We start from the raw sequence: 19,688 nt of genomic DNA, 5'->3' as shown, positions 1-19,688 counted from the left end.
GCTGGCGTCCTTGATGGCCAACGCGGCATGGATGTCGTGGCGCAAACCAAGCGACAGCGTTTCAGCCTGCAGCAAGCTGTTGACGATGCGGGCATCGGCCAAGTCCACCTGCAAGTCGCCCACGTTCGCAGCACGCAAACTGTCCAAAGCCAACTGCAAAATCTCCAAATCTGCCTCGGGTCCGGCGTGGCCATAAATCTCGGCCCCCAGCTGCAAGGGTTCGCGGGTGGCGTGGGGACGGGATGGCCGGGTGTGCAGCACGGGGCCGCAATAACACAGCCGGGTCAGGCCAGAGCGGCCCAACAAATGGGCGTCGATGCGGGCCACTTGCGGTGTGGTGTCGGCGCGCAAACCCAGTGTGCGGCCCGACAACTGGTCTACCAGTTTGAAGGTTTGCAAGTCCAGCGCCTCGCCCGTGCCGGTGAGCAAGGACTCCAAATGCTCCAGCAGCGGCGGCATGACCAACTCATAGCCATAGCCACGGGCGGTGTCGAGCAGTTCGCGGCGGAGTTCTTCGATGTGGCGTGCCTCAGAGGGCAAGACATCGGCAATGTGATCCGGCAGGACCCAAGCAGACATGGGGGATGAGGGGGGCTGTTAAAAACGAGATTTTACCGGGTTGACAAGGCTTTTTTGTCAAAATACAAAGCAAATGTCAACCAAGGCAAAAAGGCCAGGCCCAGGGAAGGAAAGACCCCGAACAAGGACGCCAGCGGGCTCAAACCCACCACATTGTGAGCAAGCCGAGCGAGACCAAAAGGGCACCAAAAAATCGGATTTGGCCCTCTTTCAATTGCAAGATTTGCTCAAACAAGCTGCGCCAGCGGCGCGGTGCCAGCATGGGCATCAAGCCTTCCAAGATCAGCGCCAGACCCAAGGCCAAAAGAAGGCTTGAGAGCAAAACTCATTTCCGGCTTGATGCGCCGCTTGGCGCGCCGCGCATGCCCTTGAAGAACTCGGAGCTGCCGGGGTCTAAAACCATCACATCGCCTTTGCTGTTGAAGCTCGACTTGTAAGCCTCTAAGCTGCGGTAAAACTGCGCAAACTGAGGGTCACGGCCAAAAGACTCGGCAAACAACTGAGCAGCTTTGGCATCGCCCTCACCCTTGATTTTTTGCGCATCACGGTAGGCGTTGGCCACTGTGACTTCGCGTTGGCGATCGGCATCCGCGCGGATCTTCTCGCCCTCAGCAGCGCCAGTGGAGCGCAACTCGTTGGCCACACGCTTGCGTTCGGCCTCCATTCGGCGATACACCGACTCGGTGATGGTGTCCACATAGTCAACGCGGGTGATGCGCACATCGACCACGTCAACACCCCAAGGCTTAGCCCCTTGCACCGCCAACAAAACATCTTTTTTCACATCGCTCATCAACTCCTCTCGCCGGGTCGAAAGCAATTCGCCGACCGTGCGCTTGTTGATTTGTTCTTGAAACGAGTTGCGCACCACCCGGTTGAGCTGATTGGTGCCCACTTGTTCGTTCAAACCGACATTTCGAATGTAGGCAGACGCGTCGGTGATGCGCCAACGGACGTAGTAATCAATCACCACACGCTGCTTTTCAGCGGTCAACATGGGCTCTGTGCCCGGGCTGTCAAGGGTCAGCAGGCGTTTGTCAATGAACTGAACGTTTTGCAGTGGCGGCGGCAGTTTGAAGTGCAGTCCAGGCTCGGTGATCACCTCTTTGATCTGCCCCAAGGCATAGACCACGCCAAATTGACGTTGGTCCACCACAAACAATGTTGAACTGAGCAGTGCCAGCAGCACCAGTCCACTCGAAATCCACAATCCGATGCGATTCATTTTCTAAGTCCTTAGCGTGGATCGCGAGTGCGCGAACGTTCGAGCTCACGTGAGCGGGTGTCTGCCGATCCGTTGCCCGTGGTCGGTGTTGTGGGCACGTCCATGGCGGGCGGTGCCACTTGGGTGGATTGCTGCATGATTTTGTCCAGCGGCAAATACAACAAATTGGAACCTTGCTTGCTGTCCACCAAAACCTTGGTCACATTGCTGTAGATTTGTTGCATGGTGTCGGTGTACATGCGGTCACGCATGACTTGGGGCGACCTCTGGTACTCGGGCAATATGCTTTTGAAACGCTGGGCATCACCTTCGGCTTGCGCCACAATCCGCTCGCGGTAAGCATCGGCTTCTTCTTTCAAACGAGAGGCTGTACCTACGGCGCGGGGAACCACGTCGTTGGCATAAGCTTGGGCTTCGTTTTTGGCGCGCTCACGCTCTTGACCGGCTTTGAGCACGTCGTCAAATGCCGCTTGCACTTGCTCGGGAGGACGCACACCGCCTTGCTCCAAGTTGATGCCCACCACCTCGACACCCACTTTGTAGAGGTCCAAGATGGATTGCATCTTCTCCCGCACCCGGGGTGCGATTTGATCGCGCTCTTCGGCCAAAGCCAAATCCATCTTCATCTTGCCCACCACCTCACGCACAGCCGTTTCGGCCGATTGCACCACGGCTTGGGTGGGGTCGCGGCTTTCAAACAAGAAAGCGCGCGCGTCATTCAATCGGTACTGCACGGCAAACTTGATCTCGACAATGTTCTCGTCGGCGGTCAACATGGCCGATTCGCGCAGGCCGGTGGCTTTGACGATCGTGTCACGGCCAATGTCAACCGATCGGATCTGGGTCACGAAGACCAGTTCGTGGCGTTGAATCGGCGCGGGCAGGCGCCAATTAAAACCGGCATTCACGGTGGCGTGGTATTTGCCAAACTGCGTGATGACGGCCTGTTGACCTTCTTGCACAATGAAAAAGCCGGTCGCCAACCACACCAACAAAGCCGCCCCGAGAATGACCCCAATGCCCAAGTTTTTGATGAAGGCAGGAATCTCTGGGCCGCCCGAGCCACCACCTGAGCCGCCAGAGCCCTGTGGCCGGTTTGGGCCGCCGCCCTTGCCACCGAAAATCTGACCCAGCTTGCGGTTGAAATCGCGCCACAACTCGTCCAAGTCTGGCGGACCACTTTGCTGCTGCTGTGGTTTGCGGCCCGGTGGCGTTTGCCAAGACTCGGGCTTGGGCGATGAACCGGGTGGGAGATCGCCCTCGGGCTTGCTGCTGCTGTCAGGGCTGGCTTTGTCGTCGTCTCGACCCCAGCGCGGGTCGTTCAGGTTAAACATGCCTCTGATCTTGGCTGGAAGCAAAGACCAACGCAAGGCTGGCAGGTGGAAATTCATGGTTCTAGGTCTTCTTCAGGATAGCAAGGGGGTATTGTGCCGAATTTACCGGCCCCTCAGGACACCGCATCGGGATATTCCCGGCTCAAGTCACGGGGATCATGGCCATGGGAGCGGTCTGGTGGCAAGGCAGCTTTCACGGTGTCTGACAGCGCCGAACGCAACAAAGCCAAGCCTTGGCCGGTTTGCGCACTCAAAAAAATGCGCGGCACGGGGACACCATCGAGTTCGTACAAGTCGTGCAAGCTCAAGGGATAGCGCTCGCAAGAGATGGCATCGAGTTTGTTGAAAACAAGCAACTGCGGCAGCGCATCGGCCCCGATTTCGTGCAACACTTTTTGAACCTGCGCCATCTGCTCGGGGAAATCCGGATTGGCAGCATCGACCACGTGCAAAAGCAAATCCGCCTCGGTGGCCTCTTGCAAAGTGGCTTGAAAAGCGTCCACCAAACCGTGCGGCAAATCACGGATGAAACCGACCGTGTCAGACAAAGACACCGATCGCCCAGCCTCGCCCAAGTACAGCTGGCGCGTGGTGGTGTCGAGTGTGGCGAATAACTGGTCTGCCGCGTAAGCGCGCGCCTTCACCAGGGCATTGAACAAGGTGGATTTGCCCGCGTTGGTGTAACCCACCAGGGAAATGTTGAACGTGTCACGCCGCTCACGTTGACGGCGTTGGGTATTGCGTTGCTTTTTGACCTTGACCAGGCGCTCTTTGATGCGTTTGATGGCATCGTTGATCATGCGGCGATCCAATTCAATCTGGGTCTCGCCGGGACCACCGCGCAAACCAATACCGCCGCTTTGACGCTCCAGGTGCGACCAGCGCCGCACCAACCGGGTGCTCAAATACTGCTGCCGCGCCAGATCCACTTGCAATTTGCCTTCGTGGCTGCGCGCGCGTTGGGCAAAAATCTCCAAAATCAGCAGCGTTCGGTCGTTCACAGGCAAGCCAATGTGACGCTCCAAATTGCGTTGTTGCGCAGGACTGAGGGATTGGTCAAACAGCACCTCAACCGCGCCATGCAGCAGCGCCATCTCTTTGATCTCGTCGGCCTTGCCGCTGCCCACAAAAAGCGCCGGATCGGGGGCTTTGCGCTTGCAGGTCAAGCGTGCAACGGGTTGGAGACCGCCCGTCTTCGCCAAAAGACCCAGCTCTTGAAGCTCGGCGTCAAAATGTGCCGCGCCAAAGTCAACGCCGACCAATAAGGTCGGCGCGGGCTTAAAACCAGGTGTTTCAGACAAGGTCAGCTGCTTGTGATGAGGGGCATGAAAGCCGACCGGAACACGGCCAGATCAAGCCGTGATCTCGCCGGTCTCTGGCGTGCTGAAAGTGACGGAGCGACCAGGAACAATGGTCGAAATGGCGTGTTTGTAGACCATTTGCGTGACGGTGTTGCGCAGCAGCACCACGTACTGGTCAAAAGATTCGATTTGACCTTGCAGCTTGATGCCGTTGACCAGGTAAATGGACACGGGCACATGTTCTTTGCGCAGGGCGTTCAGGAAGGGGTCTTGCAAAAGTTGACCTTTGTTGCTCACGATATTCTCCGTGTTCAGAAGTGAAGAGGGCTTGACCTTACCACAGGGTCAGTGGCCAATTGGGGGAGACCTTGTGCAATACCTTGGCACTCAAGCGGAATCCTTTTCAGCAAAGGGATTGGTCGAGGTTTTCATCTCAATGCGCAGGGGTGTACCCGCCAAATTAAAGGCTTTGCGAAAACGGCCTTCTAAAAAACGTTTGTAGGTGTCGGTCACGTGTTCCAGCGAATTGCCGTGCACCACGATGACTGGCGGGTTCATGCCGCCTTGGTGGGCATAGCGCAATTTGGGGCGGAACATGCCGCCGCGTTGCGGGCTTTGGAATTGCACCGCCTCCAGCAACAAACGGGTCAAGATGGGCGTACTCATCTTGCACATGGCCGCTTTGTGCGCCTGCACGATCGAGGCCCACACAGGGCCCAGGCCTTGGCGCTTTTTGGCCGAGATGAAATGCATGTTGGCAAACCTCAAGAACGGCAGGCGCGTCTCGATGGCGCGCTGCACCAACTGGCGCTGGTACTCGTCGATCGACTCCCATTTGTTCACCGCCAACACCATGGCGCGGCCGCTTTCTAAGGCGTAGCCAGCGATGTGGGCATCTTGGTCGGTCACGCCCTGCTCCGCGTCAAGCAACAACAACACCACGTTGGCCGACTCGATGGCCTGCAAGGTTTTGACTACCGAAAATTTTTCGATGGCCTCGAACACTTTGCCCTTGCGGCGCAAGCCTGCGGTGTCGATCAACTCAAATTTTTGCCCCTGCTTTTCAAACGGCACCGAAATCGCATCGCGCGTCGTGCCGGGCATGTCAAACGCCACCAAACGCTCTTCGCCCAACCAGGTGTTGATCAGGGTGGACTTGCCCACGTTGGGGCGTCCGGCCACCGCCAGTTTGATGACCGAGGGGTCGTCCTCGGTTTCTTCGGGCTCATCGGGCAAGTTCAGCAATTCAAAGGCCAATTCCACCAAGCCGCGCGTGCCTTGACCGTGCGCTGCTGAAATGGCGATCACCTCGCCCAGGCCCAGCTCGTAAAACTCGGTGAGCTGAATGCCTTCGAGCATGCCCTCGGCTTTGTTGGCCACCAGCAAAGTGGGTTTACCGATCTTGCGCAGGTACTTGGCGATGTCGTGGTCTTGCGCCGACAAGCCACCCCGGGCATCAACCACAAAGACCACCACATCGGCCTCGGCCACCGCTTGCTGGGTTTGCTTGGCCATCTCTTTGTAGATGCCGGTGTGGGCATCGGGCTCAAAACCGCCCGTGTCAATCACAATGAATTCTTGGCGACCTTGCTTGGCGTTGCCGTAATGGCGGTCGCGGGTCAGGCCTGCAAAATCGGCCACGATGGCATCGCGGCTTTGGGTCAAACGGTTAAACAGCGTGGACTTGCCCACATTGGGGCGGCCAACCAAGGCCAGTACAGGTTTCACTTAGAAATTTTCCGATCCATCATTCAGCGCGAAATCCAAAAACGCCCCCGGCGCGTGTCACCACCACCAAAGTCTGGCCCACGGCCACCGGCTGGCCCATGATGGCGCTGCCATCGGTGTTGATGCGTTGCAAAATTTGACCGCTTTGGGGGGCAAGAAAGTGCACCCAGCCCTCTTGATCGCCCACCACCAAGTGGCTGCTCCAAGCCAGCGGCAAACTCAAGCCACGAAAGCGCAAAGCTTCTTGCGTCCACAAGGGTGCGCCAGACTGACGCTGCCAAGCCAGCACTTTGCCATCGGACTCAACGCCCCATAAGCTTTGCGCATCACCGGCCAAACCTTGGTGGCCTTGCGCCGCTCGGCTCCAGGCCACGCGGCCGTTGGTGCCATTCAAACAGGCCACTGCCGCTTGAAAGGCACGCACACACAGTGAACTGCCCTCGCGGCTGGCCACGGCCACCAAATCGACCAAACGCTCCACCTCGTTGGTGCCACGCGTGGTGCCCACCAAAGTTTCCCAGAGCACCGCGCCCGACAAGGGGTTGAGTGATGCCAGACGCCCTCCCCAGCCCACCAACAATTGGTCACCCAAGGGCATCAGCAAACCGGCTTGCTGCAACACCAGCGGCTCATTGGGGCGCTGCTGCGTCCACAGTTTTTGACCAGTGGCACCGTCAAATGCAGTCACTGCACGGTCGCCAGTCAAAACAAACACGCGTCCACCCGCCACCAAGGGCGGGGTGTAAGACAAGGCAGACAGGGTTTGCCGCCAGCGCACTTGGCCGGCTTCAACCACCACCAATTCGTTGTTTTGCGTGACGACGGCAAAGCGCTGACCATCCCCGCCGACACCGGCTTGGATGGCAGCGTTCAAGTTCAAGCGCCAGACGGTTTGACCACTTGAGGCATCGATCAAGGCCAGTTGACCGGCAGTCGACGCCACCGCCACCTGCTGGCCGTGCACCGAGGCCAAAAGCGCTGTGCTGACCGCACCCACCTGGTTGGACCAAAGTTTTTGCACATTGAAAGTGCCTGCGACTGTCGGCAAAGGCGAGGGTTTAGGTTGCTCCGGGCCACTGGCGCAGGCGGCCAACAAGCTCAGACCCACCAGGGCCAAGCAACGGATCCAAGCGGGTTGGGTTTGCATGCTCACTGCGGGCTTCCTGAGGAAGATGCCGCATTCGGGTCAACGCCCAAAGCATTGAGCTTGGCTTGGACCAAACGGCGGTAATCTGGGCTGTCGGCCAGTTTTTCCCATGCGCTTGTATAGGCTGCCAAAGCATCGGCTTTCTGACCTTTGGCATGCCACACATCGCCCCGCAAATCGGCGGCCAAACCCGTCATCGCGGGCGCAAAAGGCGCACTCAACTGGGCCAGCGCTTCGTCGTGGGCACCCGAGTCCAACATCAGCGCGGACAAGCGCAAACGCGCAATATCGCGGTAAGCCGGGTCGGGCGCACCGTCCACCACCCACTTTAAGGCGGCGCGAGCGGCATCGGCTTTGTCTTTGGTTTGCAAAGTTTTGGCTGCCAACAAGGCTGCTTGGTGGGCGTAATGCGTGCCGCCAAATTTGTCTTTCATGTCGGCCAAACTGCGCTCCACACGGGCCAAGTCATTGGCGGTGACGGCGCGCTCCACCTCGTCAAACAGCACAGCCGCTTTGCTCGCTTGGTCGCGCTGCCAATATTGGTAGCCATTCCAAGCGGTAAAGCCACCCAAAACAACGATCAGCACCCCAGAAATCAGGTTGCCCCAAGTCTTCCAAAAGTGCTTGATCTGGTCAAGTTGTTCTTGTTCTTCAAGGTCGAGAGCTTTGGCCATGGTGTAGTGAATGCTGGTTGCGATTTAAAGCGGAGATTGTAGGCTGTGGGCCCAATCGGCCAGCTTGCCCAAGGACTCGGTGCGCTGCGCGCCTGCGCCGTCGCGCAGCGATTTGACGGCCACTTGCCCCAAGGCCAATTCTTCGGCACCGAAGACCAGTGCAAAACGCGCGCCTGAGGCATCGGCTTTTTTGAATTGCGACTTCATGCTGCCCATGCTCTCGCCACTGCCGACGTGCATTTGAGCCGACACGCCCAAGGCGCGCAAAGCCTGCAGCACCTGCATGGCCACCGGCAAGGCCGCAGTCTCGGGGATGATGGCGTAAACATCGGGGGCCAAGTCGGGCAAAGCCTCGCCCTGCTCTTGCAGCAGCTCGAGCACACGCTCGACGCCCAGTGCCCAGCCCACAGCAGGCGAGGGTTTGCCGCCGATCTGCTCAATCAGGTAGTCGTAACGGCCACCGCCGCAGATCGTGCCCTGCGAACCCAGGCGCGTGGTGATGAACTCGAACACCGTGAGGTTGTAATAGTCCATGCCCCGCACCAAGCGCGGGTTGATGCTGTAGGCCACGCCGTTGGCGTCCAAAATCGCTTTGACCGCGTTGAAATGGGCCAAGGAGGCCTCACCCAAAAAGTCGAGCAAGCGGGGGGCGGCCTCGACCACGCTTTGCATGGCCGGGTTTTTGGTGTCCAAAATGCGCAGGGGGTTGCTGTGCAAACGGCGTTTGGCCTCTTCGTCCAGCGCATCGCTGTGCTTTTCCAGGTGGGCGATCAAGGCCGCGCGGTGGGCTTGCCGTTCGGCCGGTTGGCCCAGGCTGTTGAGCTCCAAGCGCACGTCTTGCAGGCCCAGCAGCTTCCACAAGTCATTGGCCAACAAAATGAGTTCAGCATCCACCTCGGCACCACCAAAGCCCAGCACCTCGGCACCGATTTGGTGGAACTGACGGTAACGGCCGCGTTGCGGGCGCTCATGGCGAAACATGGGGCCCATGTAATAGAGACGCTTACCGCCTTCATAAAGCAAGTTGTGCTCGACCACGGCGCGCACCAGACCGGCAGTGCCTTCGGGCCGCAGCGTGAGTTGTTCACCGTTCAAGCGGTCTTCAAAGGAGTACATCTCCTTTTCCACAATGTCGGTCACCTCGCCCAAGCCGCGCACAAACAAGGCCGTGGGCTCGACGATGGGCAAGCGCACGTTGCGGTAGGCGTAACGCGCCATCAAACTGCGCACTTGGCCCTCCAGCCACTCCCAGCGTGCTGAAGTTGGCGGCAAGATGTCGTTCATGCCCTTGACGCCCACCAGTTTCTGGGGTTTGGCTGATTGATTGGCTGTATCGGCTTTCAAAGCCGCGTCCTCATTCAAAGCTTGGCTCATGTGTGTTCCGCGGTTCCGGCACCAAAGCGGTTCTCGATGTAGTTTTCAACCAGCACCTGAAACTCTTGGGCAATGCCATCGCCGCGCAAAGTCAGGCGCTTTTCGCCGTCGATGAATACCGGCGCAGCCGGTGCCTCACCCGTGCCCGGCAAGCTGATGCCGATGTCGGCGTGTTTGCTTTCACCGGGACCGTTCACGATGCAGCCCATCACGGCCACTTTGAGGTTTTCCACCCCGGGGTAGCGCACGCGCCACACCGGCATTTGGGCGCGTAAAAAATCGTCGATCTGTTTGGCCAGCTCTTGGAAGGTGCTGCTGGTGGTGCGGCCGCAACCCGGGCAGGCTGTGACACTGGGCACAAAAATGCGCAGACCCAGCGACTGCAAAATCTCGGACGCGATCACCACCTCCTGGGTACGCGCCTCGCCCGGCTGGGGCGTGAGCGAGACGCGGATGGTGTCGCCAATGCCCTCTTGCAACAAGATGGACAAAGCCGTGGCCGAGGCCACCGTGCCTTTGGTGCCCATGCCCGCTTCGGTCAAGCCAAGGTGCAGCGCATAGTCGGTGCGACGGCCCAGCTCACGGTAGACAGCGACCAGGTCCTGCACACCCGAGACCTTGCACGACAAGGCGATTTGCGCACCATCCAGGCCCATGTCTTCGGCGCGCTGGGCAGACGTGATGGCCGATGAAATCAGGGCTTCGTACATGACTTGGCGGGCTTCCCACGGCTGGGCACGCTGGCTGTTGGCGTCCATCAACTCGGCCAACAACTCTTGATCGAGGCTGCCCCAGTTCACACCAATGCGTATGGCTTTGTTGTAGCGCATGGCCGCTTCGATCATCTGGCCAAACTGCACATCGCGCTTGTCGCCCTTGCCCACGTTGCCGGGGTTGATGCGGTATTTGGACAAGGCCTCGGCACACGCGGGGTAGTCGGTCAGCAAGCGGTGACCGTTGTAGTGGAAGTCGCCGATCAAGGGCACGTCGATGCCCATTTTGTCGAGCTGGTCGCGGATGTGCGGCACAGCCTGCGCGGCCTCGGGCGTGTTGACGGTGATGCGCACCATCTCAGAGCCTGCAATGGCCAGCTCTTTGACTTGGATGGCCGTGCCGATCACGTCCACCGTGTCGGTATTGGTCATGGACTGCACGCGCACGGGTGCGCCACCCCCCACGGTGACCACCCGCGAACCCCAGACCACTTGGGATTGGCGGCTGTGGCGTTTGGCCGGTAGCGCGACAGCGATGGGTTCGCAGCGCAAAGGCAAGTCGGCTTGGGTCATGGTCACTCCTTCACTTCAAAACGCGCCACCGCCACCCGGGTGTGGGGCTTGAGGTCAAACGCTTGGCCACGAAAACGCGCACTCACCACCTGGGCCCGCCCCACCACCACGCTCACAGGCAAAGGGCTTTGGATGCGGGTGCTTTCACCTGCCTTGAGGATGCCACTCCAAACCACGCCACCTTGGGCGTTGCGCATCTCCAGCCAACTGTCGTCTGTGGCCGTGAACACCCACTCTGGGCCCAAAGGTGATGCGGCCTGCTGCCCCGGCTTGGCGATTTCGCGTGGGTCAGCAGCCGAGCTGAGCGCTGGCTGCATCGGTGCAACAGAAGCTGCAGCCGCGACCGCCAAATCGGCCGGCACGGGCGCGGGCAATGCACCCATGGACTCGCCTAAAACAACGGGCGATGCCGGTCCGTTGTCCGCCAAATCGCTGGGTGGCGAAGGGGCGCCGTCGGCAGATGGGGGCGCATTCGCCGCAGCAGCGTCCGCCTCCGAGGCCAATAAAGTCTGCACATGCTTCAGCCAGGTCCATTCGCTGGGGCCCGGCAGCCACAGCAGGGCCCCAGTCAGAACGATCATCACAGCAGCGCCCCAAAACACCTTTCCCAGCGCAAGCCCAGCAGAAGAGGGGTTTTCCAGTGAAAAGTCCCCTGTCGACACCAAAGGCCCCGTGTCTTTTTGCTCTGACTCCCATGGCCCTGGGGCAATCGGCAACAAAGCCAAAATCTTGGCAGGATCGGCGCGCAGATGACGGCACACACTGGAAGCCAAACCGCGGTAAAAAACAGGCCCTTTGGACGGGTCCCAAGCATCGTTCTCGAGGGCTTCGAGTTCGCGCACAGGCACCTTCAAAGTCACCGATAAAACGGCCAAATGCACCCCCGCCTTCACGCGCGCCTCTCGCAGCAAACGCCCAGCGCTCGGGGCGATCGGGGCCGGGACGGTCGATGGCAGTGCGGCAACTTCAGGGCTGGAGCTTGGTGTCATGGCTGGGTTCCAAGAAAGGCACGGAGGGCACGGGCAAAAACGTGATGCTGCGTTGCTGTGCCATGCGCGATTGGACTTGTGTTCTGTCCCTCACATCGCCAGCGAGTTGTCCGCAGGCGGCGTCGATGTCGTCACCCCGGGTTTTACGCACCGTGGTGACCAGACCTGCATCATGCAACTGTTGGGCAAAGGCCTGCACACGGGCAGGGGCCGAGCGCAGCAAACCCGAGGCCGGAAAGGGGTTGAACGGGATCAGGTTGAATTTGCAGCGCAAACCGAGTCGGGCGTATTTTTGCACCAGATCGATCAACTGGCTGGCGTGTTCGGGCTGGTCGTTCACGCCCTCGAGCATGCAGTATTCGAAGGTGATGAAGTCGCGCGGTGCATGGGCCAAGTAGCCGATACAAGCGTTCAGGAGTTCATCCAAGGGGTATTTGCGGTTGAGTGGCACCAAGTTATTGCGCAAGGCGTCGTTGGGGGCGTGCAAGGACACGGCCAAGGCCACCGGGCAATCCCCCGACAAGCGCTCGATCATGGGCACCACGCCTGAGGTGGAGACCGTGACCCGGCGGCGCGACAGGCCATAACCGTGGTCGTCGAGCATGGCGCGCAAAGCGGGCACCAAGGCCGCGTAATTTTGCAGCGGCTCGCCCATGCCCATCATCACCACATTGGAGATGACACGCTCGGAAGTGTTCAGGTGTTGGCGCAAAAAATGCTCGGCAAACCACAGCTGGGCCAAGATCTCGCCCGTACTCAGGTTGCGGCTAAAGCCTTGGTGGCCCGTGGAGCAAAAGCGGCAGCCCACAGCACAACCGGCTTGGGAAGAGATGCACAAGGTGCCCCGGTCGTCTTCGGGGATGAAGACCGACTCGATGGCGTTGCCATCGCCGACATCGAACAGCCACTTGATGGTGCCGTCGGCCGAGAGGTGTTGACTGATGACAGGCAGCGCTGAGATGTGCGCGTGGCCCTGGAGCTTTTGGCGCAGCGATTTGGCCAAGTCACTCATTTGCTCAAAATCCGCAGCGCCCCGCTGGTGAATCCAGCGGAACAACTGGGTGGCCCGGAAACGCTTTTCGCCCAGCCCCTCGCAAAAAACGGCCAAACCCTCCAGATCGAATTCGAGCAGGTTGGCCGTCATGGGGAGCGTGGACGGGCGTGGGCCGCGACGCGATCAGCGTGCGTAAACGTTCAGGCCAGCGAAAAAGAAAGCGATTTCGGCGGCGGCTGTTTCGGGGGCGTCAGAGCCGTGCACGGCGTTGGCGTCGATGCTGTCGGCGAAGTCGGCGCGGATGGTGCCCGCGTCGGCCTTCTTGGGGTCGGTAGCGCCCATCAGGTCGCGGTTCTTGGTGATGGCGTTTTCGCCTTCCAAGGCTTGGATCATCACCGGGCCGGAGATCATGAAATCGACCAAGTCCTTGAAGAAAGGACGTGCTTTGTGCACACCGTAGAACTGCTCGGCTTCAGCGCGTGACAGATGAACCATCTTGGCGGCCACCACTTTCAGGCCTGCGGCTTCGAAACGGGCATAGATTTGACCAATGACGTTCTTCGCAACGGCGTCGGGCTTGATGATGGAGAGGGTGCGTTCGATGGCCATGGTTTTTCCAATGATAAAAAGGGTTTAATGCTGATTTTGCCCTGCGACAAAGCCCCTGATTCTAACCTCAGCGCAGGGGGCCAAAAGCCCCGGGCCAGCACAGGCAAACAAGGAGAACAGCTTGCGCGCCACGGCCCCAGCAGCGCCAAGTTTCACCGACCGCGCCCACCTCGCCCGGTGCCACCGGGGGCTTTTTTCAGGCGGTTGAAGCTTTCAGCACCAATGTACTTGGCCTCGGCTTTGGGGGCATCGGGCTTGGCATGCAAGCCTGAGCCGCCAGCGGCTTGGTTGGGTTTGGCCGCCGGTTTGGCGCGCGGCACCGCCGTGCCTGCCCTGCCCTGCCCGCCCGTGCGGGGGCGGCGGTCGTTGCGGTCGGTTTTGGAAACCGGGCGGGGTGCCGCCGCGCGCGTGCGCTCCAAACTGCCTGCAGCGCGCATCAGGGCGCGGATGTCGGACTCGTCCAGCTCCAGCCATGCGCCCCGGCGCAAGCCATGCGGCAAGACCATGGCACCGTAGCGAATGCGGATCAGGCGGCTGACCGCGTGACCGACCGACTCCATCATGCGGCGCACCTCGCGGTTGCGACCTTCGGAAATCGTCACGCGGTACCAGCAGTTCGAGCCTTCACCACCGCCGTCTTCGATCGAACCGAACTGGGCCGGGCCATCGTCCAGGTTCACCCCGTCCAGCAGTTTTTGCTTTTCGTCCTTGCTGAGCGCGCCCAAGACGCGCACCGCGTACTCGCGCTCCAGGCCAAAACGCGGGTGCATGAGCTGATTGGCCAGCTCACCAGAGCTGGTGAACAACAGCAAACCCTCGGTGTTCAAGTCCAAACGGCCCACCGACTGCCATTTGCCGTTTTGCAAACGCGGCAATTTGCGAAACACCGAGGGGCGGTTTTGCGGGTCATCGTGGCTGACGATCTCGCCCGCAGGCTTGTGGTAAGCAATGACACGAGCGGGCGGCGGGTCGATGCGGATGTGGATCGGCTTGCCATTGACCTTGATCTGGTCACCGTATTGCACACGCTGGCCCACATGGGCGGGCTCGTTGTTCACCGCGATGCGGCCTTCGGCGATGAGTTTTTCCATCTCCAGGCGCGAGCCCATGCCTGCTTGGGCCAGCACTTTGTGCAGTTTGGGCGAGTCGGTTTGGGGGGCCAGCACGCGCTTGCCCAGGTCCTGCAGCACGGCCGGGGCGGCTTCTTCATCGTCAAACTGACCAGAGACCACATCGGCCAACACAATCGCTTTGTAAGCCGTTGGGCTGGCTGCTCCTGCCTCTTCACCCGGTACGCGAGCGGCGTAGACGCTGGCCTTGATGTCTGGTTCGTTGCGCGGAAAATCGTTCATGGGGCGGGTTCTTCACCGTTCGGGTTTGGGGCGGGGTCAACACCTGGCGCTTGGCTAGGCAGTGGTTCGGGCGGTGATTCAAGGAGGGGCTCAGGCGCGTCGTTCACGACCTCCACCAAGGATGTTTCAAGCGACAAACTGGCTTGCACAGGTGCCGCGCTCAGACTGCTGGACAGCGCCGACAAGGGGTCGTCCGTCTGCGAGAGCAAAGGAAGCTGGGCCAGCGATTGCAAGCCCAGATCGTCTAAAAATTGCCGCGTGGTGGCAAACAAACTTGGACGCCCCACTGTCTCACGCTGGCCGATGACCTCGACCCAGCCCCTGTCCTCCAGTTGCTTGAGAATCTGCGAGCCGATGGTCACACCGCGAATGTCCTCCATGTCGCCGCGTGTCACGGGTTGACGGTAGGCGATGATGGCCAAGGTCTCCAACACCGCACGCGTGTATTTGGGTGGTTTTTCAGGATGCAAGCGGTCGAGGTAAGGACGCAATTCCGGACGGCTTTGAAAGCGCCAACCGCTCGCCACATGGGTCAGCTCCAAACCGTGCTGGCTCCATTCCAGTTGCAAGTCTTGCAGCAGTTGCTGCAAGGTATCGGCCCCGAGTTCGTCACCAAACAAAACCCTCAGGTCGCGCAAAGACAAAGCTTGGCCTGCCGTCAGCAGGGCCGTTTCTAGGACACGCTTGGCTTGCGCCGAGTTCATGGTGTCGATCTTTCGGAAAAAAAACGCCTCACGGCGTGGCTGCAAAAACGCCTCACGGCGTCTGAAAATGGCTTGCGCTGCGCTTGGCGTTCCAAGCTGGGTTGGTCAAGGGGGCAGATTGTATCTGAGGCCCAAATCTTGCTGCGCTCGTGCCATGTCAGCAGGCAAGGCAGATTTCAAATCCATGGGCTGGCCAGTGACCGGGTGGACAAAAACCAAGCGCCAAGCGTGCAGTGCTTGCCGCGTCATGCCACCCCATGGCGCGCCCCCGTAGACCGTGTCGGCCAACAAAGGATGCCCCTTGTGTGCCATGTGCACGCGGATTTGATGGGTGCGCCCGGTGTGCAAGGTGCACTGCACCATGCAAGTGCGATCGCCTTGGGCCAACACCTCGATGGTCGTGGCCGCCGTCTTGCCCGACTGGTGGGCCAAATCCACCACGGCCATGCGCAAGCGATGGGCCGGATCACGGCCAATGGGCGCTTGCACCGTGTGGGGGGAAGGACCCAGCCAATTTGCGTGCGCCAAGGCCAGGTAGTAACGGTGCACATCGCGCGCGGCGATCAAGGCCACCAAGGCATCCATGGCTTGGCGTGTTCGGGCCACCAACATCAAGCCACTGGTGTCCTTGTCCAAGCGGTGAACAATGCCAGCACGGGGCACCAAGCTGGCCAGCGGGTCAAGGGCCAACAAACCGTTGAGCAAGGTGCCACGCCAGTTGCCGGGGGCCGGGTGCACCACCAAACCTGCAGGTTTGTGCACCACACGCAGGTGCGCATCTTCGTAAACCACCTCAATGGGCATGGCCTCGGGCACAAAAGCTTGCGACTGCGGTGTGGCCCGCAAGGTGATTTGCAGCCGATGGCCCAAACGCACCTTGGCCGACACTTTGGTGGTGACCCGACCATCGACCCAAGCGTCGCCCTGCTCGATGAGTTGCTGCAAATAACTGCGCGAGAACTCGGGCACCAATTGCGCAAACACTTTGTCAAGGCGTTGACCGTGCAAGGCGACAGGCACCAAGGCGCTGCGCACTTCTTCTTGAGCCGACTCCAAGGCAGGTTCTGCCTCGTCTGGCAACTCTTGAGCGTCCTGCATTTCGGGGGCGGTCGATATAATCAAAGGGTTCAACAGTACAAGGGTGTCACAGATGCGAAGCTTCAGATTATCGATGGTTCCGACAGGCTGGATTTTGGCATTGGGACTTTTTCTGAATGGCTGCGCCAACACCTCAAACGACCCCACCGGCAATTGGACGCCCGAAAAAATCTACAGCGAAGCCCGCGACGAAGTCAACGCCGGTGCTTGGGACAAAGCCATCGCTTACTACGAAAAGCTCGAAGGGCGCGCAGCCGGCACGGTGCTGGCCCAACAAGCCCAAATAGACAAGGCGTACGCCCAGTACAAAACCGGCAACAAAATTTTGGCCATCGCCACTTTGGACCGCTTCATTCGCCTTCACCCCACCAGCCCAGCCATTGACTACGCGCTGTACCTCAAAGGCATTGTCAATTTCAACGACAACTTGGGCCTTTTTTCTTTTCTCACGCGGCAAGATCTGTCAGAGCGCGACCAGAAAGCGGCCAAAGATTCTTACCAGGCGTTTCAAGAGCTGAACCAGCGCTTTCCCGATTCCAAATACAGCCCAGAGGCGCGCCAGCGGATGACGCACATCGTCAACTCCTTGGCCGCCTACGAGGTGCATGTGGCCCGCTATTACGCCCAACGTGGGGCCCATGTAGCGGCCATCAACCGGGCGCAGCAAGCCATTGCCGATTACCAAGGCGTGCCTGCAATGGAAGAGGCATTGGCCATTTTGGTCAGCTCCTACGATGCCATGGGGATGACCGCGCTGCGCGACGACGCCAAACGCATCCTGAGCATCAACTACCCAGATTCGGTTTACTTGAAACCAACAGCGGCTGTCAACTCCAAGTCTTGGTGGCGTCTGAGGTGAGTTGACGCAGCGCGTCGAGAAAAGCAGCATGGTCTTGCAAGCGGCGCATGGCGGGCAAGCCGCGCAGCAAACGCCGACCATAAGACATGCCGATCAGCCGGGTGTCGCACACAACCAAAATGCCGCGATCGGTTTCGCTGCGAATCAAACGCCCAGCGCCTTGCTGCAGTGACACGGCGGCTTCGGGCAGGGCATGGTCGGCAAAAGCACTTTTGCCCTGCTGCGTGATGCGCTGACTGCGCGCCTCAAACAAGGGGTCACCCGGCGGGGGAAACGGCAGTTTGTCGATGACCACCAACTGCAGCGCATCACCAGGCACATCAAAGCCCTCCCAAAACGACGCAGAGGCCACCAACACGCACCCCGTGCGCCCTGGTGCATCGCCTGGCCCACCGCCTTCGCGAAAGCGTTCCATCAAGCGCCGCTTGGGGCTTTGGCCTTGCACCAACACCTCGACCCGGGCATCCCCTTGGGCCTGCAGCTGCTCGCCAATGCTGCGCATCGCATTCAATGTGGTGGTCAGCACCAAGGTCCGGCCGCCCAAAATGGCCAAGGCCTCCAACACGAGGGCGACCACTTGGCTGACATGGCCCGGGTCGCCGGGGCGCGGCAGATGGGGCGGCACGTACAAACCCGCTTGCTGTGCGTAGTCAAAAGGGCTGCTGACCTGCATGACCTCGGCCGCGCCCAGGCCGCAAGGCTCGGTGAACCAGCGCAAACTGGGCTCATCGCCCAAAGTGGCCGAGGTGAAAATCCAGGCGCGCTGACCTGTGCCCGCTGCCGTCGCTGGCGGCGCCGCACTGTTCGCCGCGTGCCGGGGGTTCCCCGCCATCAAGGCCTCCAAGGAATCGGCATCGGCGCTCGCGGCAGCATCACCGGTAGCCGTCACCGACAAAGGCCGCGTCAAGGCCGAAAAGGTCTGGGCAATGTCCAGTGGTGATTCGATCAAACGCAGCTGCGCGCTGACTTCGGCCCAACGCACGCCCTCCGGCTTGGGTGTGTCGGCAAACACAGCGGCGCGCTGCAGCAGCTCACGGGTGCGGTCACCCAGACGCTGAAAATCCGGGGCCAGCTCGCTGACCCTGTCCAGGCCATTTTGCAAATCGACCAGCGCTTGCGTCACGGCCTGCAAACCGGCGCGCCATTCCTTGGGCTCTACGCCCTCGGGATGCTGACCCGTCCAACGCAAGCGCACCGCGCCTCGGTGCATGCCAGCGGCCAAGCGCCAATCGCGAGCGGCTTTTTCCAAGCCTGCACTCAAGACCTGCCAGTCAACCAAACCACGGGCCAACTGCAAACCCGTGGCAAGCACATCACGCACCAACTCGTGCAGCTGCACCGTAGACAGTTGCTGACCTAAAAAGTTGACCCCAATCTCATTGAGTTGGTGGGCCTCGTCAAACACCGTGACGCGCACCGTGGGCAGCAACTCGGCCACGCCCGATTCCCGCACCGACAGGTCAGCAAAAAACAAATGGTGGTTGATGACCACCACATCCGACGCCATGGCCTCTTTGCGAGCCAAGTTGACATGGCATGCGCGGTAGCGCGGACAGCTCGAGCCCAAACAATTGTCACGGGTCGAGGTGACCAGCGGCCACAGTGCTGAGCGCTCATCCAAACCGGTCAACTCGGCCATGTCGCCCGTGCGGGTGGACTGGGCCCAAATTTCGATTTTGGCCAGCGCTTTTTGCGCCCCCGGTTGAGACGACTCGGGGCTGTGCCGCGACTGCTCCATGCGGTGCAAACACAGGTAATTGGACCGGCCCTTGAGCAAAGCCACGCGGATGGGCAAGCCCAGCACCTCCACCAAGCGCGGAATGTCACGCGAAAACAACTGGTCTTGCAGCGCCTTGGTGGCGGTGGACACCAGCGCACGCTGCCCACTCAACAACACCGGCACCAAGTAGGCAAAAGTCTTGCCAGTGCCCGTGCCCGCCTCGACCACCAACTGGCCACCGCACTGCAGCGTTCGGCTGACGGCCATGGCCATATCGGTCTGCCCCTGTCGGGGCTGAAAACCCGGTAGCGATTGCGCCAGCACCCCGTCGCTGGACAAGGTCGCCGCAACCCGCTGATCGAGCAAGCTCAAGCGGGCTCCTTGGGTGCGAGCTGCACTTGCAGCAAGACCATGTGGTCGCGCAAAGCCAAGCGCCGCTTTTTCATGCGGCGCAAGCTCAACTCGTCGGTCAAAGCAAAGGCGGCGGCTTGGTCAATCCGCGCATCCAAATCAGCGTGTTCAATTTGACATGCGATCAACTGGCGTTGCGGCGAGCGCAAGTCGAGCTCTGCGCTCACGCCACCGTGGCTGGAGATCTCGCTGCTCATGGTGCCCGTTCAGGTGCAGGCTGCTTGCTTTGCAAGCGAAGCTCACGCTGCTGCGTGCGCAGCAAGCGTTCTTGCGCGTTGAGCGCCAATTCTTGCAAGCGCAAAGG

General features: G+C 60.2%; 20 protein-coding genes. 1 reads left to right on the top strand and 19 read right to left on the bottom strand.

Annotated elements, in window-relative coordinates; translation table 11 throughout:
* The 17 genes from ACIQ39_RS12295 to ACIQ39_RS12215 all read right to left on the bottom strand — a co-directional run.
* Positions 1-579 (bottom strand): ATP phosphoribosyltransferase regulatory subunit (locus ACIQ39_RS12295; RefSeq protein WP_396434890.1); only part of this gene is annotated, 579 nt, incomplete at its 3' end.
* A gap of 139 nt (positions 580-718) precedes the next feature.
* Complete coding sequence (locus ACIQ39_RS12290) at positions 719-901, bottom strand: DUF2065 domain-containing protein (protein ID WP_396434889.1); 183 nt, start codon at positions 899-901, stop codon at positions 719-721.
* A 3-nt stretch (positions 902-904) separates the two neighbouring features.
* Complete coding sequence (hflC, locus tag ACIQ39_RS12285; RefSeq protein WP_396434888.1) at positions 905-1,804, bottom strand: protease modulator HflC; 900 nt, start codon at positions 1,802-1,804, stop codon at positions 905-907.
* An 11-nt stretch (positions 1,805-1,815) separates the two neighbouring features.
* Positions 1,816-3,195 carry an FtsH protease activity modulator HflK gene (gene hflK / locus ACIQ39_RS12280; protein ID WP_396434886.1) on the bottom strand — a complete coding sequence of 460 codons (1,380 nt, stop codon included), beginning with the start codon at positions 3,193-3,195 and terminating at the stop codon, positions 1,816-1,818.
* Between the two features lie 56 nt (positions 3,196-3,251).
* The gene (gene hflX / locus ACIQ39_RS12275) at positions 3,252-4,439 is read right to left on the bottom strand and encodes a GTPase HflX (RefSeq protein WP_396434885.1); all 1,188 of its coding nucleotides are present in this window, start codon (positions 4,437-4,439) and stop codon (positions 3,252-3,254) included.
* Between the two features lie 51 nt (positions 4,440-4,490).
* Positions 4,491-4,754, bottom strand: coding sequence for an RNA chaperone Hfq (hfq, locus tag ACIQ39_RS12270; RefSeq protein ID WP_040506060.1), 264 nt, complete (start codon positions 4,752-4,754; stop codon positions 4,491-4,493).
* Between the two features lie 72 nt (positions 4,755-4,826).
* Positions 4,827-6,167: a ribosome biogenesis GTPase Der gene (der, locus tag ACIQ39_RS12265; RefSeq protein ID WP_396434884.1), complete on the bottom strand. Its 1,341-nt coding sequence runs from the start codon at positions 6,165-6,167 to the stop codon at positions 4,827-4,829.
* 19 nt (positions 6,168-6,186) lie between these two features.
* Entirely contained in the window at positions 6,187-7,314 is a 1,128-nt protein-coding gene (gene bamB, locus ACIQ39_RS12260) for an outer membrane protein assembly factor BamB (protein ID WP_396434893.1), read from the bottom strand.
* Between the two features lie 2 nt (positions 7,315-7,316).
* Positions 7,317-7,988, bottom strand: coding sequence for a YfgM family protein (locus tag ACIQ39_RS12255; protein WP_396434883.1), 672 nt, complete (start codon positions 7,986-7,988; stop codon positions 7,317-7,319).
* Positions 7,989-8,012: 24 nt separating this feature from the next.
* Positions 8,013-9,272, bottom strand: coding sequence for a histidine--tRNA ligase (gene hisS, locus ACIQ39_RS12250; RefSeq protein WP_396434892.1), 1,260 nt, complete (start codon positions 9,270-9,272; stop codon positions 8,013-8,015).
* 86 nt (positions 9,273-9,358) lie between these two features.
* Positions 9,359-10,648, bottom strand: a complete 1,290-nt coding sequence (ispG, locus tag ACIQ39_RS12245; RefSeq protein ID WP_396434882.1) for a flavodoxin-dependent (E)-4-hydroxy-3-methylbut-2-enyl-diphosphate synthase — start codon at positions 10,646-10,648, stop codon at positions 9,359-9,361.
* A 2-nt stretch (positions 10,649-10,650) separates the two neighbouring features.
* Positions 10,651-11,637: a helix-turn-helix domain-containing protein gene (locus ACIQ39_RS12240; RefSeq protein ID WP_396434881.1), complete on the bottom strand. Its 987-nt coding sequence runs from the start codon at positions 11,635-11,637 to the stop codon at positions 10,651-10,653.
* Entirely contained in the window at positions 11,615-12,781 is a 1,167-nt protein-coding gene (gene rlmN, locus ACIQ39_RS12235) for a 23S rRNA (adenine(2503)-C(2))-methyltransferase RlmN (RefSeq protein ID WP_396434880.1), read from the bottom strand. Before rlmN ends, ACIQ39_RS12240 begins: the two co-directional genes overlap by 23 nt.
* Positions 12,782-12,814: 33 nt before the next feature.
* A complete protein-coding gene (gene ndk, locus ACIQ39_RS12230; RefSeq protein ID WP_396434879.1) occupies positions 12,815-13,240 on the bottom strand; it encodes a nucleoside-diphosphate kinase in 426 nt (141 codons plus the stop codon).
* A gap of 152 nt (positions 13,241-13,392) precedes the next feature.
* Positions 13,393-14,592, bottom strand: a complete 1,200-nt coding sequence (locus ACIQ39_RS12225) for a pseudouridine synthase (RefSeq protein WP_396434878.1) — start codon at positions 14,590-14,592, stop codon at positions 13,393-13,395.
* Positions 14,589-15,296: an SMC-Scp complex subunit ScpB gene (gene scpB / locus ACIQ39_RS12220; RefSeq protein ID WP_396434877.1), complete on the bottom strand. Its 708-nt coding sequence runs from the start codon at positions 15,294-15,296 to the stop codon at positions 14,589-14,591. Before scpB ends, ACIQ39_RS12225 begins: the two co-directional genes overlap by 4 nt.
* A gap of 105 nt (positions 15,297-15,401) precedes the next feature.
* The gene (locus tag ACIQ39_RS12215; protein WP_396434891.1) at positions 15,402-16,394 is read right to left on the bottom strand and encodes an RluA family pseudouridine synthase; all 993 of its coding nucleotides are present in this window, start codon (positions 16,392-16,394) and stop codon (positions 15,402-15,404) included.
* 52 nt (positions 16,395-16,446) lie between these two features.
* On the opposite strand from ACIQ39_RS12215, the gene ACIQ39_RS12210 reads away from it, so the two are divergent.
* On the top strand, positions 16,447-17,253 hold the full coding sequence (locus ACIQ39_RS12210) for an outer membrane protein assembly factor BamD (RefSeq protein ID WP_396434876.1): 807 nt from the start codon (positions 16,447-16,449) through the stop codon (positions 17,251-17,253).
* Here ACIQ39_RS12210 and ACIQ39_RS12205 read toward each other — a convergent pair.
* Together ACIQ39_RS12205 and ACIQ39_RS12200 are read right to left on the bottom strand one after the other, a co-directional pair.
* Positions 17,222-19,345: an ATP-dependent DNA helicase gene (locus ACIQ39_RS12205; RefSeq protein WP_396434875.1), complete on the bottom strand. Its 2,124-nt coding sequence runs from the start codon at positions 19,343-19,345 to the stop codon at positions 17,222-17,224. The two genes, ACIQ39_RS12210 and ACIQ39_RS12205, sit on opposite strands and share 32 nt — an antisense overlap.
* A complete protein-coding gene (locus ACIQ39_RS12200) occupies positions 19,342-19,581 on the bottom strand; it encodes a YdcH family protein (RefSeq protein WP_396434874.1) in 240 nt (79 codons plus the stop codon). Before ACIQ39_RS12200 ends, ACIQ39_RS12205 begins: the two co-directional genes overlap by 4 nt.
* Between the last annotated feature and the right edge of the window lie 107 nt (positions 19,582-19,688).

This window comes from Limnohabitans sp., assembly GCF_044361645.1.
Classification (GTDB): Bacteria; Pseudomonadota; Gammaproteobacteria; order Burkholderiales; family Burkholderiaceae_C; genus Limnohabitans_A.
Note: the sequence above shows the minus strand (reverse complement) of the source record. Positions and strands in the feature narration are given on the sequence as shown.

Bases quoted from the DNA above. Each gene is read 5' to 3' on its own strand.
- hflC (WP_396434888.1), bottom strand. From the start codon at position 1,804: ATGAATCGCATCGGATTGTGGATTTCGAGTGGACTGGTGCTGCTGGCA.
- hflK (WP_396434886.1), bottom strand. From the start codon at position 3,195: ATGAATTTCCACCTGCCAGCCTTGCGTTGGTCTTTGCTTCCAGCCAAG.
- bamB (WP_396434893.1), bottom strand. From the start codon at position 7,314: ATGCAAACCCAACCCGCTTGGATCCGTTGCTTGGCCCTGGTGGGTCTG.
- ACIQ39_RS12255 (WP_396434883.1), bottom strand. From the start codon at position 7,988: ATGGCCAAAGCTCTCGACCTTGAAGAACAAGAACAACTTGACCAGATC.
- hisS (WP_396434892.1), bottom strand. From the start codon at position 9,272: ATGAACGACATCTTGCCGCCAACTTCAGCACGCTGGGAGTGGCTGGAG.
- ispG (WP_396434882.1), bottom strand. From the start codon at position 10,648: ATGACCCAAGCCGACTTGCCTTTGCGCTGCGAACCCATCGCTGTCGCG.
- ACIQ39_RS12240 (WP_396434881.1), bottom strand. From the start codon at position 11,637: ATGACACCAAGCTCCAGCCCTGAAGTTGCCGCACTGCCATCGACCGTC.
- rlmN (WP_396434880.1), bottom strand. From the start codon at position 12,781: ATGACGGCCAACCTGCTCGAATTCGATCTGGAGGGTTTGGCCGTTTTT.
- ndk (WP_396434879.1), bottom strand. From the start codon at position 13,240: ATGGCCATCGAACGCACCCTCTCCATCATCAAGCCCGACGCCGTTGCG.
- ACIQ39_RS12225 (WP_396434878.1), bottom strand. From the start codon at position 14,592: ATGAACGATTTTCCGCGCAACGAACCAGACATCAAGGCCAGCGTCTAC.
- scpB (WP_396434877.1), bottom strand. From the start codon at position 15,296: ATGAACTCGGCGCAAGCCAAGCGTGTCCTAGAAACGGCCCTGCTGACG.
- ACIQ39_RS12215 (WP_396434891.1), bottom strand. From the start codon at position 16,394: ATGCAGGACGCTCAAGAGTTGCCAGACGAGGCAGAACCTGCCTTGGAG.
- ACIQ39_RS12210 (WP_396434876.1), top strand. From the start codon at position 16,447: ATGCGAAGCTTCAGATTATCGATGGTTCCGACAGGCTGGATTTTGGCA.
- ACIQ39_RS12200 (WP_396434874.1), bottom strand. From the start codon at position 19,581: ATGAGCAGCGAGATCTCCAGCCACGGTGGCGTGAGCGCAGAGCTCGAC.